Source organism: Trichocoleus sp. FACHB-40, from assembly GCF_014695915.1.
GTDB lineage: Bacteria > Cyanobacteriota > Cyanobacteriia > Cyanobacteriales > FACHB-T130 > Funiculus > Funiculus sociatus.
This window is the reverse complement of sequence record NZ_JACJPF010000039.1, coordinates 1-12,882: the sequence shown is the minus strand read 5'-3', so window position 1 is coordinate 12,882 and position 12,882 is coordinate 1. Positions and strand designations below refer to the sequence as shown.

13 protein-coding genes are annotated in these 12,882 nt (G+C 45.1%); 6 read left to right on the top strand and 7 right to left on the bottom strand.

Translation table 11 applies throughout. The features are described 5' to 3' along the window. Nucleotides 1-9: 9 nt before the first annotated feature. The 3 genes from cbiQ to H6F63_RS06210 are packed head-to-tail and all read right to left on the bottom strand — an operon-like array spanning nucleotide 10 to nucleotide 1,924. Nucleotides 10-783, bottom strand: a complete 774-nt coding sequence (gene cbiQ, locus H6F63_RS06220; RefSeq protein WP_190635787.1) for a cobalt ECF transporter T component CbiQ — start codon at nucleotides 781-783, stop codon at nucleotides 10-12. Between the two features lie 16 nt (nucleotides 784-799). Then, nucleotides 800-1,162: a PDGLE domain-containing protein gene (locus H6F63_RS06215; protein ID WP_190635785.1), complete on the bottom strand. Its 363-nt coding sequence runs from the start codon at nucleotides 1,160-1,162 to the stop codon at nucleotides 800-802. 3 nt (nucleotides 1,163-1,165) lie between these two features. Next, nucleotides 1,166-1,924 carry an energy-coupling factor ABC transporter permease gene (locus H6F63_RS06210; protein WP_190635782.1) on the bottom strand — a complete coding sequence of 253 codons (759 nt, stop codon included), beginning with the start codon at nucleotides 1,922-1,924 and terminating at the stop codon, nucleotides 1,166-1,168. Between the two features lie 195 nt (nucleotides 1,925-2,119). Between H6F63_RS06210 and H6F63_RS30400 the strand changes: the two genes are divergently transcribed. Together H6F63_RS30400 and H6F63_RS06205 are read left to right on the top strand one after the other, a co-directional pair. After that, nucleotides 2,120-2,242, top strand: coding sequence for a hypothetical protein (locus tag H6F63_RS30400; RefSeq protein WP_277876354.1), 123 nt, complete (start codon nucleotides 2,120-2,122; stop codon nucleotides 2,240-2,242). Nucleotides 2,243-2,598: 356 nt separating this feature from the next. Continuing rightward, nucleotides 2,599-8,070: an ATP-binding sensor histidine kinase gene (locus tag H6F63_RS06205; RefSeq protein WP_190635780.1), complete on the top strand. Its 5,472-nt coding sequence runs from the start codon at nucleotides 2,599-2,601 to the stop codon at nucleotides 8,068-8,070. A 93-nt stretch (nucleotides 8,071-8,163) separates the two neighbouring features. Here the strand turns inward: H6F63_RS06205 and H6F63_RS06200 are convergent, their stop codons facing one another. Together H6F63_RS06200 and H6F63_RS06195 are read right to left on the bottom strand one after the other, a co-directional pair. Next, nucleotides 8,164-8,604: a VOC family protein gene (locus H6F63_RS06200; protein ID WP_190442105.1), complete on the bottom strand. Its 441-nt coding sequence runs from the start codon at nucleotides 8,602-8,604 to the stop codon at nucleotides 8,164-8,166. A 29-nt stretch (nucleotides 8,605-8,633) separates the two neighbouring features. Next, nucleotides 8,634-9,143 (bottom strand): TIGR02652 family protein, encoded by a 510-nt coding sequence (locus H6F63_RS06195; protein ID WP_190418112.1) that lies wholly within the window; start codon nucleotides 9,141-9,143, stop codon nucleotides 8,634-8,636. Between the two features lie 115 nt (nucleotides 9,144-9,258). Between H6F63_RS06195 and H6F63_RS06190 the strand changes: the two genes are divergently transcribed. Together H6F63_RS06190 and H6F63_RS06185 are read left to right on the top strand one after the other, a co-directional pair. Beyond that, entirely contained in the window at nucleotides 9,259-9,795 is a 537-nt protein-coding gene (locus tag H6F63_RS06190) for a gamma carbonic anhydrase family protein (RefSeq protein WP_190635778.1), read from the top strand. 97 nt (nucleotides 9,796-9,892) lie between these two features. Next, complete coding sequence (locus tag H6F63_RS06185; RefSeq protein ID WP_190418116.1) at nucleotides 9,893-10,012, top strand: photosystem II protein Y; 120 nt, start codon at nucleotides 9,893-9,895, stop codon at nucleotides 10,010-10,012. A gap of 140 nt (nucleotides 10,013-10,152) precedes the next feature. Here H6F63_RS06185 and mdh read toward each other — a convergent pair whose 3' ends face one another. Beyond that, nucleotides 10,153-11,130, bottom strand: a complete 978-nt coding sequence (gene mdh / locus H6F63_RS06180; RefSeq protein WP_190635775.1) for a malate dehydrogenase — start codon at nucleotides 11,128-11,130, stop codon at nucleotides 10,153-10,155. A 40-nt stretch (nucleotides 11,131-11,170) separates the two neighbouring features. On the opposite strand from mdh, the gene H6F63_RS06175 reads away from it, so the two are divergent. Further along, nucleotides 11,171-11,341 carry a hypothetical protein gene (locus H6F63_RS06175; protein ID WP_190635772.1) on the top strand — a complete coding sequence of 57 codons (171 nt, stop codon included), beginning with the start codon at nucleotides 11,171-11,173 and terminating at the stop codon, nucleotides 11,339-11,341. A gap of 75 nt (nucleotides 11,342-11,416) precedes the next feature. Here the strand turns inward: H6F63_RS06175 and H6F63_RS06170 are convergent, their stop codons facing one another. After that, nucleotides 11,417-11,632 carry an NAD(P)H-quinone oxidoreductase subunit O gene (locus H6F63_RS06170; protein ID WP_190418120.1) on the bottom strand — a complete coding sequence of 72 codons (216 nt, stop codon included), beginning with the start codon at nucleotides 11,630-11,632 and terminating at the stop codon, nucleotides 11,417-11,419. Between the two features lie 594 nt (nucleotides 11,633-12,226). On the opposite strand from H6F63_RS06170, the gene uraH reads away from it, so the two are divergent. After that, nucleotides 12,227-12,589 (top strand): hydroxyisourate hydrolase, encoded by a 363-nt coding sequence (uraH, locus tag H6F63_RS06165; RefSeq protein WP_190635770.1) that lies wholly within the window; start codon nucleotides 12,227-12,229, stop codon nucleotides 12,587-12,589. Nucleotides 12,590-12,882 lie beyond the last annotated feature (293 nt).

Here is a 12,882-nt window from a genome sequence, read left to right as displayed (position 1 = left end):
AAAACTTATTTATAAAAGATATATTGCTTGTCCAATTAGCGCCAAAATTATTGTCAAAGTTAGGGCTATCATATCATTTCGTCCTCCAGGCGGCATCTTTTCTACAGGTGGTAGCCCCTGATAACCCCGCGCTAACATAGCTTGATAAACCCGATCTCCGCGTTCATAAGTGCGGATAAACAACGATCCCATCATGTTGCCAATTACCAAACGTTGCCAACGGTTGCTGCCCATTAAGTTACGCGATGCTGCTGCCCGACGCATGGCGTTAAACTCACCGATTAAAACACCGATGTAGCGATACATTGAGGCAATAATTGCCACCAACAGTGGGGGAACCCGCAACGCTACTAAGGCATTTAAAAGGGCGGGAATAGAAGTAGTTAAAGTTAGCACGTTCATCATTATTAGGGATAGCAATGCTTTGAGTGTGACACTACCCAAAACCATCAAACCAACTGTGGTAATTCTTAGCGGCCCCCACGACCAAATTACCTCGCCACTGTCCCGGAACAAAGTGCCTAGAAGCACAACGCCGATGAATGCAAATTCAACGGCTATTCGCTTCAGCAGCACTGTCCCAGTTACGCGACTAAGCCGGATAATAGTTAGAACGCCTAATCCATAGATTGCCCAAGTCCACCAGCGTCCGTTTGGGGTCAGCGCGATCGCAAACACAAGCAGCAGCGTACACAGGACGCGAGTCCGGGGAGCTAACGAGTGCCAGGGTGTATTCTTCTTGCTATCAACATCCAACTGAACTGCACCAAGGTGTAGCAGCATTCACCTAATTTCCTATTTATTCCCTTGGTGGATTGGGATAATCTGAATCATCGGTTGGTGCAGAGTTGCGAACAACTAATTTACCAATTCCCCAAGCCAAGCCAAACGTTGCTAAAGTTCCGATTAAACCTGCAATCGGGGTGGCAATTTGTTCCGGTACGCCTCTGACAGCATATTCTTCAAAAACGTTGTAAAAGGGCAGTTTTCGGGCTGGTGCGTCTTCTGCTGCTTTATTGTCAAACTTATGATCTTGAGCTACCCTATCTAGTCCGTCTGGATCTGAACTAGCGAAAGGGGACAAGAAAATTGCAATTAGCAGGGCAGTTCCTAAGCCAGCGATGATAAAAGCACGGTTGCGTTCACGAGACAGGCTACTCATAATTTAGCGCGTTGTATACGAACGAGATGCGGACGAATAAGCTCTGCGGGGTGGGTCGAAGAAAAGATCGGGACGCGATCTCCAAACAAAACTCACTGCTATGACTGTGATTATTGCTTCTCCAATGCCAATCAGTACGTGCCAAAATGCCAATGCCGATATCGTTACTCCTAATGATGGCCCTGTCTCTGATAAAGCCAGTTGCACTGCGGTCAAAATTGCCGCAATAACTACGCTCGCCCATGCTGCAACTGCTGTGCCAGCTAACATTCCTCGCCAACTATCCCGACCTAGAGCAAACCGAATTGCTTTGTATAAATAGTAACCACAAAACGTACCAATTAATCCCATGTTGGTGATGTTGGCTCCCAGCGCTGACAGGCCGCCATCCTGAAATAAGACAGACTGAACGATGAAGACTGCTGCCATTACCAGAGATCCAGCCCACGGCCCCAGTAAAACTCCGGCTAGTGTACCTCCCAGCAGGTGTCCAGATGTACCACCGGGAATTGGGAAATTAATCATTTGGGCAGCGAATATAAAAGCGCCACAAACTCCCATCAAAGGTACTGCCCGTTCTTTGTAGTCAGCTTGGACTCGATTTAGGGCGATCGCAATCAATCCGATGGCAAGTAGCCATGTCACTAAAATCACAGGTAGGGTCAAGAACCCATCCGGGATGTGCAAGGCTAAGTGCGGCTGTATCATCCAATGCAACAGACTTGAGGAGGAAATACTAAGTAGCTCTACTGAAAATATCATCAATAAATGTTCTCTAGAGGACAATCTTAATAGTGACAGCCCTCTAATAAAACCTTTCTTTGGGTAAAAATTCAATCCTATAGGGGGGCATATTCACTTAAGAATTTAAAATTTAGAATTTAAGATAATTTTAATTTTTTCACTTTGATTTCTAATTTATTTCAAAAGGTAGATGGCTTGAGGAGCAAACCGTAGATGTTCATAAATAAATGTAATTTATTATACGGACTCACAGATGGGTTGACAGTTCAAGGGGAAATGAACCGCCCAATGACGCGATCGCATTCCTACATTGCTAGATATAGCAATCCTAAATGATTCGTAAACCCCTGTAGGGACAAGGCACTGCCGTGTCCTTACGCTAGGGTGAATACTCGTTCACAACTTAAATAGGATTGCTATAGAGCATATACGCATCGAGCAGGTTAACTCAAGTGTCAGCGATGAACTAACTATTGAGCGATCGCTAACATGGAACTCAAAGATAAAGAAATTTAATTTTTCCGAAATATCCGGCTTAAAAATAGCTGCTTTTTTTACACCTAAAGCACAATAATTTTATCAGGGAATTAGTAAAGTTATATTAAGAAAAAATAAGTTGATAAATAACAGCCTCTCTAGTGGGAATAGTAAGTTAAAGAAGTTTAAAAATCCCTACAAACATAACAGTAGCTATGGCTAACACAACAATCGGGCTTTTGGGCTACAGTATTGAAGAACAAGTTTATGCGGGAAGCCGCACTGTGGTTTATCGGGGTGTCCGAAAATCAGACAGGCAACCAGTTGTTATAAAACTACTGCGAAATGAGTTTCCTCGCTTCAACGAACTCATTCACTTTCGCAACCAATACATCATTGGTAAAAACCTAGATTTTCCTGGCATCATCAAGACCTATAACCTGGAGAGCTACTATAACAGCTACGCTTTGATTTTGGAGGATTTTGGCGGCATTTCCTTGTGTAGCTACCTCGCTTCTGTAGCAGAAGCAAGCAAGCAAAGCGGCGAAACTTCTAGCTTGCCGATACCCTTGTTTCTCTCCATTGCGGTTCAAGTTGCCCATACCCTTGAGGGACTGTGCCAGCACCGCGTTATCCACAAAGACCTCAAACCCGCCAATATAGTAATCAACCCGACCAGCAAAGAGGTAAAACTGATTGACTTCAGCATTGCCTCCTTGCTGCCACGCGAAACCCAAGAAATTCAAAATCCAAATGTTCTCGAAGGCACTTTACCCTATATCTCTCCCGAACAAACAGGGCGGATGAATCGGGGGATTGATTACCGCACGGATTTCTACTCTTTGGGAGTCACTTTCTACGAAATGCTAACGGGACAGTTGCCCTTCCAAACGGATGATCCGATGGACTTAGTACACTGTCACCTTGCCCAGCAGCCTATCCCAGTCCATCACCTTAACAAGAGCGTTCCGTCCGTGTTGTCGTTCATAGTTAGCAAACTGATGGCGAAAAATGCGGAAGACCGTTATCAAAGTGCGCTGGGACTCAAATACGACTTGGAAAATTGTTTGCACCAGTGGACAGCGACAGGTGAAATTGCAGACTTTGAGTTGGGATCGCGGGATTTGTGCGATCGCTTCATCATCCCCGAAAAGTTGTACGGACGCGAAGCTGAAGTGCAAGCCTTGCTAGCGGCATTTGAGCGCGTTAGTGCAGGAAGCGCCGAGATGATGCTCGTTACTGGCTTCTCCGGCATTGGCAAAACTGCTGTCGTCAACGAAGTTCACAAACCTATCGTGAGACAGCGAGGCTACTTCATTAAAGGCAAGTTCGACCAATTCCAGCGCAACCTTCCCTTCAGTGCTTTTGTACAGGCTTTTCGAGATTTGATGGGGCAATTGCTGAGCGAAACTGACGCTAAAGTTGAGCAGTGGAAGACTCAAATCCTGGCAGCATTGGGCGAGAATGCTCAGGTAGTTGTTGATGTGATTCCCGAACTAGAGCGGATTATTGGAGAGCAACCCCCTGCACCAGAACTGACTGGAAATGCTGCCCAAAACCGATTTAATCGGTTATTCGAGAACTTCATCTCTGTCTTCACTATCCAAGAACATCCGCTCGTCATCTTCTTAGATGACTTGCAATGGGCTGATTCAGCCTCGTTGAACTTGATTCAACTCCTAACAAGCGATCGCGAACGGCGTTATCTCTTCTTAATGGGAGCTTACCGAGATAACGAAGTCAGTCCGGTACACCCTTTAATGCTGACATTATCCGGCATTCAAAAAACTGGAGCAACGGTAAATACCATTACTCTAGAGCCGCTCGAACTCTCGGATTTGAATTGTTTGATTGCCGATACTCTAGCTTGTTCTACAGCCTTAGCGCTGCCTCTAACCGAACTGGTTTATCAGAAAACTAAAGGGAATCCATTCTTCAGCACGCAATTCCTCAAATCTTTGCATGAAGATAAGCTAATTGCATTTAACTATGACGCGCACTATTGGCAGTGCGACATTGTCACAGTGCGGACTTTAGCCATGACAGATGATGTTGTAGAGTTCATGGCACTTCAATTGCGAAAGTTGCCTGCTTCAACACAGGAAGTTTTGAAGTTAGCTGCCTGCATTGGCAATCAATTTGATTTAGCGACTTTAGCAATAGTGGATGAAAAATCGTCGGACGAAACAGCGTCAGACCTGTGGAAGTCATTGCAAGAAGGACTGATTTTACCTTCTAGTGAAGTTTATAAATTTTATCAAGAATGTAGTAGAGATTTAGCTAAACCAGGTAGTGAGGAAGACCCCGCTGATTTATTAACTAGCAATGAACAATTAGCGAAATACAAGTTTTTGCATGACCGCGTACAACAAGCTGCTTATTCTCTTATTCCCGAAGACCAAAAACGCTCTACCCACTTAAAAATAGGGCAACTGCTGTTAAGGGAGACATCCGAAACCGAGCGGGAAGAAAGAATTTTTGAAATTGTCAACCATTTGAATATGGCAATTAAGCTGGTTAGCGATCGCGTGCAGCGGGAAGAGTTTGCCCAGTTAAATCTGGTAGCTGGACGAAAAGCAAAAGCCGCGACAGCATACGAAGCATCTCTTGAGTGCTTGAGTAATGGAATTGAATTTTTAGCAACCGATTGTTGGGAGAGTCAGTACCAACTCACCTTGAACCTATATGAGGAAGCAGTTGAAGCGGCATTCCTGAGCGGTGATTTTGCACAAATGGAGCAACAGTCACAAATCGTATTGCAGCAAGCCCGAACCTCTCTGGATACTGTAAAAGTTTATACAGTCCAAATTCAAAGTTGCATCGCTCAGAATAATTTACCCTTAGCAGAACAGACTGCTCTGCTCATTCTCAAACAACTGGGCGTAGAATTTCCAGAGAATCCCAGCCCGGAAAAAGTTCAGCAAACCCAGGATGAAACAAAACGCAAGTTCGCCAGCCACACGTTGGAAGAATTGATTAATCTTCCAGAGATGACCGATTCTTATTATCTGGCAGCACTGCGAATTTTAGGTACGGTTGTATCGGCTTCTTATCAGTCTGCATCAAAATTATTCCCGCTGATTGTGTGCAAGCCAATAGAACTATCTCTCACTTATGGAAATGCCCCTACATCGGCTTTTATTTATGCTTTATACGGTTTAATTCATGCAGGAACAGGAGGAGATATTGATATCGGCTATCAATCAGGTGAGGTAGCTTTAGTCCTGCTAAATAATCTGAAAAGCAAAGACTTAAAAACTAAAATCTACAATCTTGTTTATGGCTATGTCCGTCCTTGGAAGTGCTACCCCCAAGAGTCTTTGCCATTCTTATTAGAAGCCCATCAAATTGCCCTAGAAGCAGGAGAATTAGAATATGCTGCCTATGGACTTTACAATTATACGGCGCTTTCTTTCTCTATGGGCAGAGACTTAACGGAAATGGAGCGGGAGACAGAAACCTTTGAGCGCGCTATTCATCAGATTCGTCAGGGAAACGCACTCAGTTTCGTGAAAATTTTTCGGCAGGCTGTTTTGAACTTGCGAGGCAAAACCGATAATCCCTGCCGTATGGTTGGGGAAGCTTATGATGAAGACATCATGATACCGCAGCATCAAGCTAATAACGTGCAGTATGCGATTTGCACCGTTTATCTTAGCAAGTTGATTCTCGGTTATTTGTTTGAAAACTATCAACAAGCACTGGAAAATGCCGTGCTTGCAGAGCAATATTCGGATGCTCTAACAGCAGGGCTTCAGTATTCGCTAATTTATTTCTACGGGTCTCTAACGTACTTAGCGGTGTATGCCGAGGCTGATGCAGAAAAACAAGCGGCACTGCTCGAAAAAGTAGCAGAAAATCAGGCAAAAAGTAAGCGATGGGCAGATTATGCTCCGATGAATCACTTGCATAAGTTCTATTTGGTGGAGGCAGAGCGCCATCGCATTTTAGGGCAGCAAGTTGAGGCGATGGATTTTTACGATCGCGCGATCGCTCTAGCTAAAGAAAACAAATACCTCAATGAAGAAGCTTTAGCAAACGAGCTGGCTGCAAAATTTTATTTACAATGGGGGAAAGAAAAAATTGCTCAACTTTATCTAATTGATGCCTACTATTGCTACTCTCGTTGGGAGGCTAAAGCAAAGATTGACGATCTAGAAGAACGCTACCCTCAACTGCTTGCTCCGATTCTGCAACAGAATAAAACTCGTTCGTTCGAGGCAGGGGCTATCTCCAATGGCACCTCATCTTCTACCAAAAACCAAACAATTGCTGGGAGTACGAGTAGCACAGTAATAGATTTACCAGCAGTTATCAAAGCTTCTCAAGCTCTCTCTAGCGAAATTCAGCTCGATCAGTTGCTCTCTACGCTGATGCAAGTGGTGGTGAAAAATGCCGGAGCGCAAACAGGAGTATTAATTTTAAACGAAGAGGGAAATTGGAAGATCGCCGTTCACTGTAGCGCTCGCCAAGACTGCATTTTGCAAGATGTTTTGATTGGGCAGAGCCAAGAAATTCCCCCAACTATCATTAACTACGTCAAACGGACTAAAGAAACCCTAGTTTTCGATGATGCGACGACTCAATTAACATTTGCTTCTGACCCTTATATGAAGCAGCAGCAACCTAAGAGCATTCTGTGTACTCCGATTCTCCATCAAGGCAAAATGATGGGAATTCTGTACTTGGAAAATAATTTGACAACTGGGGCATTCACGGGCGATCAGGTCGGCATTCTCAACATCCTCTGCTCCCAAGCGGCAATTTCCTTACAGAACGCTCGTCTGTATCAGCAATCTCAGGAGTATGCTCAAAAACTAGAGCTTTATCTTAACGATCTCAAACAGATGCAACTGCAACTGGTACAAAATGAGAAGATGTCTGCTCTCGGAAATTTAGTCGCAGGGGTAGCCCACGAAATCAACAATCCTGTAGGCTTTATTGCAGGAAACCTGCAACCTGCTCAGTATTATGTACAGGATTTATTTAACTTAATCGACCTTTATCAAGAAAAGTTTCCCGTTCCCGGAGTGGAAATTGAAGCAGAAATTGAGGATATAGACTTGGAGTATTTGCGAGAAGATTTGCCTAAATTGATTGGCTCGATGAAGGAGGGAGTCGATCGCATCCGCAGTATCAGTACAAGTTTGAGAACGTTTTCGAGGGCAGATAGCGATCGCCCAGTTCCTTTCAATATTCACGATGGGCTCGACAGCACTATCCTGATTCTCAAGCATCGTCTAAAAGCAAATGAAACCCGCCCTGCAATTGAAATTGTCAAAGAGTATGGAAATTTGCCTCTAGTCGAATGCTTCCCTGGACAGCTAAATCAGGTATTTATGAATATCTTGGCAAATGCCATTGATGTTCTAGAAGAACAAAGTAAGGGACGTAGCTTTAGTGAGATTCAATCCCTACCCAACCAAATTGCTATTCAAACTGCTGTGAGCGAAAAGGGGGAACGAGCTTTGATTAAAATTAAGGACAATGGAGGTGGTATCTCTGATGAAGTGAAACAAAAAATCTTCGATCACCTCTTCACAACCAAGCCTGTTGGTCAAGGAACGGGTTTAGGATTGTCTATTGCCCGCCAAATTGTTGAAGAAAAACACCAGGGGACGTTGGAGGTGAATTCTTCTTTAGGGTATGGCTCGGAGTTTGTTATTTCTATCCCGATAAATGGGTAGAAATGGGCTATCTATCTAAAATCAGCAACGCCAAATTTCCTTTGTGTTCCTCTAGGCGAATATGGCGCGTACCTCGGCGTTGAAAATTTTCCTCTAAGCGTTACTCAAAACTCGGATAAATTCGAGGGGGAGTCCATCGGTATCGGCAATAAAGGCGACTTCGTAGACGCGATCGCTGATCATTTGCTGTGTCGGCTCTAAAAGCACCTTCAGTGGTTCAAATTGTTCTGGATTATTTTTTGCTGCCTCGTCAAAGCGTTCTTTAAGCGAGATTAACCAGGCCGGAAGGTCAGATGCGGCGTTGGTAATATCAAAGGATAAGTGGTAGTAACCGACGTAATGCTCATCTCCAAAAGCGTCGGGGGCTGGTTTCGGTTCCGGAATTTGGATCAGTTCGATACGTCCAAGACTACCCTCCATCCAGCAGGCGAGGGTGTAGCCAGTAGTGAAGCGATCGCATACTGTAAAGCCTAATTGCTCGTAGAATGCGATCGCGCGATGAATATTCGCCGTCCTGATCGAAGCGTGGTGCATCTTTCAATTTTGGATCTAAAATCGCTTGATCACTCAAACAACCGAAAATAAGGATATCGCACAGGGATACCCGGTTCTTTTTCCAAATCGAAATTAATCACTTCCCAGCAAGGTTCCTCTTCTGGTTCCGGACTAAACTCAACTGGCAAGCCATAAAGCCTCGGTCGTGGCGGGTCTGATTGACCCCGCCAAGGCGTACTGCGCTCAAGGTAAGCGCTAATCAACTCCCGATAGCGACTGGCAATAATAACCCGCGTCGCCCGGTAGCCTTGGGTATAGAGTCGGTCTAGCGCTTCGTGAATTTCAAACCGAATTCCGTCTGGATGCGTATGCTGCCTGTACCATTCATCATTCCACCTGCGCCAGTGACGCCCGGACTGTAGATGAACCAGTTCACCAGTTTTCGGGTCTGCCTCAAAGGCTCCATGACGCGGACACAGATAGGTATCAGTTAGCGTCAAGGCTGGAATTGTCTGGCGGCAGTGAGGGCAGTGAATCTCCGCGCCGAAGATGGGATACTGTAAACCTGGATTCATCATGTAATGCGTATCGGCATATATTCTCTATGCAACAGTCGCAGTGGCTTTATTATATCTGTTGGAGTGCTTGTGGGCATTCTGTCCATTGATTGAGCCTGTGAACAACGAACGCCAAATGTTTCCAACCTCTTCCTCTTATTGGTCTAGTCCGGATCTTTCTTTAGCTGCCTTTGTCGCGCCGAATGCTGTTGTTATGGGTTGGGTAAAGATTGCCTCTGGGGTTAGCATCTGGTACGGGGCGGTTGTACGGGCGGATATTGAGCGCATTGAAATTGGAGAAGGAACGAATATCCAAGATGGTGCTATTTTACATGGCGATCCGGGCAAACCAACCATTTTGGAAGATTGGGTTACTGTAGGGCATGGCGCGGTGATTCATTCGGCTCATATTGAGCGAGGATGCCTGATTGGGATTGGTGCTGTGGTGCTGGACGGTGTGCGAGTGGGTGCTGGTAGTATTATCGGTGCTGGCTGCGTGGTGACTAAAGATGTGCCGCCTTTGTCGCTGATGGTGGGTGTCCCGGCGAAGCGATCGCGCGATGTCTCTCCAGAGGAGGCGGCAGAACTTATCGAACACGCGAGGAGCTATCAGAAGTTAGCCTTAGTCCACGCAGGTAAGGGTACGGATCTGGGATTTGCAACGCTTTACTAATTGTTTGGCGTTGGTGTGTAAAACTGACCCGGTTCGGATAACAATTAAAAATGAGAATTTTTTAAAAATCTTCAAGCATCAAGCGAGGGAACTGAGAATGGATATCGATTTGCGTATAGCAGTGGTTCTACTGCCTGTCATCCTGGCTGCTAGTTGGGCTGCGTTTAACATTCTTCCGTATGCCTTGAAACAAATCCAAGGTTTTCTTAACAGATAGTAAACAAAACTCATCTGCGTAGGGTGGGCATTGCCCACCCTACAGGTTTGGTCACTTAAGAGTTCAACTTGAAACCTTCTCAGGTGCTTACGAGGCAACCTACCCTTGGGGTTAAAATCGTTCAAACGCCAAGGGACACCCTACCGTTTAAGCATAGTGATCGCTTGCTCAATACTCTCGCGCACAGATTTCGCGGAAGTATGGAGGGCATCACGTTCAGCTTCAGACAGACGAAGTTCCAAAATGCTTTCGATACCGCCACGTCCCAGGCGACAGGGAACTCCGATAAAAACATCTTGCAATCCATATTCGCCCTGAAGATACGCTGCCGCCGGAATCAGGCGCGACTGGTTTTGTAAAATCGCTTCTACCATTAAGCAGGTTGAGGAAGCGGGGGTAAAGTATGCGCCGCCAGTCTGCATCAATTCCACAATCTCCGCCCCACCCTGGCGGGTTCTGTGTATCAATCGCTCAATCGTGGCGCTATCCATCAGTTCTGTAATTGGAATGCCTCTGACGGTGGAGTAAGCAGGCAATGGCACCATCAAATCTCCGTGACCGCCGAGAACCATTGCCTGGATATCGACACTGCAAATTCCTAATTCCATTGCGATAAAGGTTTGAAATCTGGCGGAATCGAGAACGCCTGCCATACCCATAACCCGATCGCGCGGTAAATCTGTAGCTTGCTTGGCTAGATAGGTCATCACGTCAAGGGGATTGGTGACGACGATTAAGATAGCGTCTGGGGAGTAAGCGATCGCATTTTTCGCCGCTTCCACTACAATTCTAGCATTAGTTTTAATTAAGTCATCCCGACTCATTCCCGGTTTGCGCGCTAAACCTGCGGTAATTACCACCACATCAGATCCTGCTGTATCTGCATAGTCACTCGTACCCGAAATCTGGCAATCGTGAGCTTCTATCCCCCGCGCTTCCATCAAATCCAGGGCAATCCCCTTGGGCAAACCATCAACCACATCTAGCAATACCACGTCTGCGAGATTTTTTTCGGCAATCCGTTGAGCTAGGGTACTCCCAACCTTGCCAGCACCGCCGACGATAGAGACGCGGTGCAAATGACTCGCCGGAGTTGGGGAGAAAGGAGAAAAGGGCATATAATCACACGCGATCGCTACGGGTTTAGTTTGTAATATTTTGACCCGTTTCGACAGCCTGACCGTCGCGGATTTTACCGTAGATGCGATCGCTTTGGAGAAATTTTTATCAGCCCTGTTTCACCGCTACTACACCAGTCATCTATCCACAGAGATATTTTTAAGCTACACCTTCTCACTTTTTTCCCGCTACAGTAATCGCTTTTCTTAGCCCCCCCTTTTTTAGGGGGGTTGGGGGGATCAAACGTGTAGCCTCACAAAAGTAAAATGGGATTAGGATTTAAGTTTACTTGAACGGTTCGAGCTGATCCATACGCAACCAGACGTTAGGTGCTGGCATCTGACCAAATTTTATCAGTGCGTAGTCACCCCGCACTTGTACAACTTCACCCTTGGTTTCAAATATATAGGGTGGAAAGCGGGAGTCACTAGCTTGAGATTCCAGACTGTTTTCCAACTTCTCGCGAACTGCGCGGACTAAATCGCCACTCTTTACTGCCATGCTCTTTTCTCTATGTTTTTCACTATTTTAAGGTCTGTGAGGACGCGAGAATCATCCGGACAAGGGAATTAAAAGTTTAAAATGGAATTTATGGAGTTTTCAAGTCACATTTTTTTCCTACATTCAGTAGGTTGCCAGAAAACGCTAAAGTATGATAATCACTGGGTTAAGCTTAAGCTTACCCGGAACTATACCAGTCCTAAATGATTCGTGAATGCCAGATACCCGACTTCTTAAAGAAGTCGGGTATCTGAAATGCTGGCTCACAACTAAAATATAGCGGTTCTTATACGAGTGAGGTACGCCAAAATCCAGTATTATCAAGCTTTCCAGTTTTGAGACTGTACCTCACACAACCGAGAACCGCTATATGATTGTTATAGTCCCTAAAATAGATTACGCGGTTAGTAGGTAAAGTTGATTTCAAAAGAGTTTCAACGGCTTTAAGTTTCTTAAAATGAAATAAATCTCACGGCTCTTAAGTTAGTGCTAGAAAACAGTACGGTATTATACAAGCTGGGCTAGGGTTAACAAGCGTGTATTTTATTTTTTAATTGATAAAATATCTCTAACTCTTAACTTTTTGGTAAAACTATGGCAGCTAGTCTCACGACTCATGTACTCGATACCACTCAGGGCTGTGCAGCTAGTAATATGGCAATAGAATTATGGTCGCTGGAACCGGAAAGTGGGAAAAAAAAATTACTAAAAAAAGTATGTACTAATGCTAATGGACGCACCGATCGGCCGCTGCTATCTGAAGGTGAATTGGTGATAGGTGTTTACGAGTTGGTGTTTGCAGTCGGGGACTACTTTGCTCAAAAGTCAGATGCGATCGCTACGCCACCTTTTTTAGATCGCGTCCCGGTACAGTTTGGTATCGCCGATCCAACCGCCCATTACCATGTTCCACTACTCGCGTCGCCTTGGGCGTATAGTACCTATCGTGGCAGCTAACTGCCGCCAAATTTACCGTTTGTTTTACATATTTTGGTTTTAAATAGTAGATTATAGACGCATACTCTTGGGTTAAGCGCAAGCCTTAAGCAACAAATGTAAAAAAGAGTGTTGGGTTTCCTCATCTCAACTCAAACCACGCAACTTTCTAAAAATTAACGATTAGTTACAGTTTGTAGCGTAAGGATTCAGGTAGAGGGGTATTGACAAAGGGGACATAAAGGATAGAATATCGCTTCCATGAACAACAACCTGCCACGAGAACAAGATAGAGAAAGGCTAAACCAGTTACT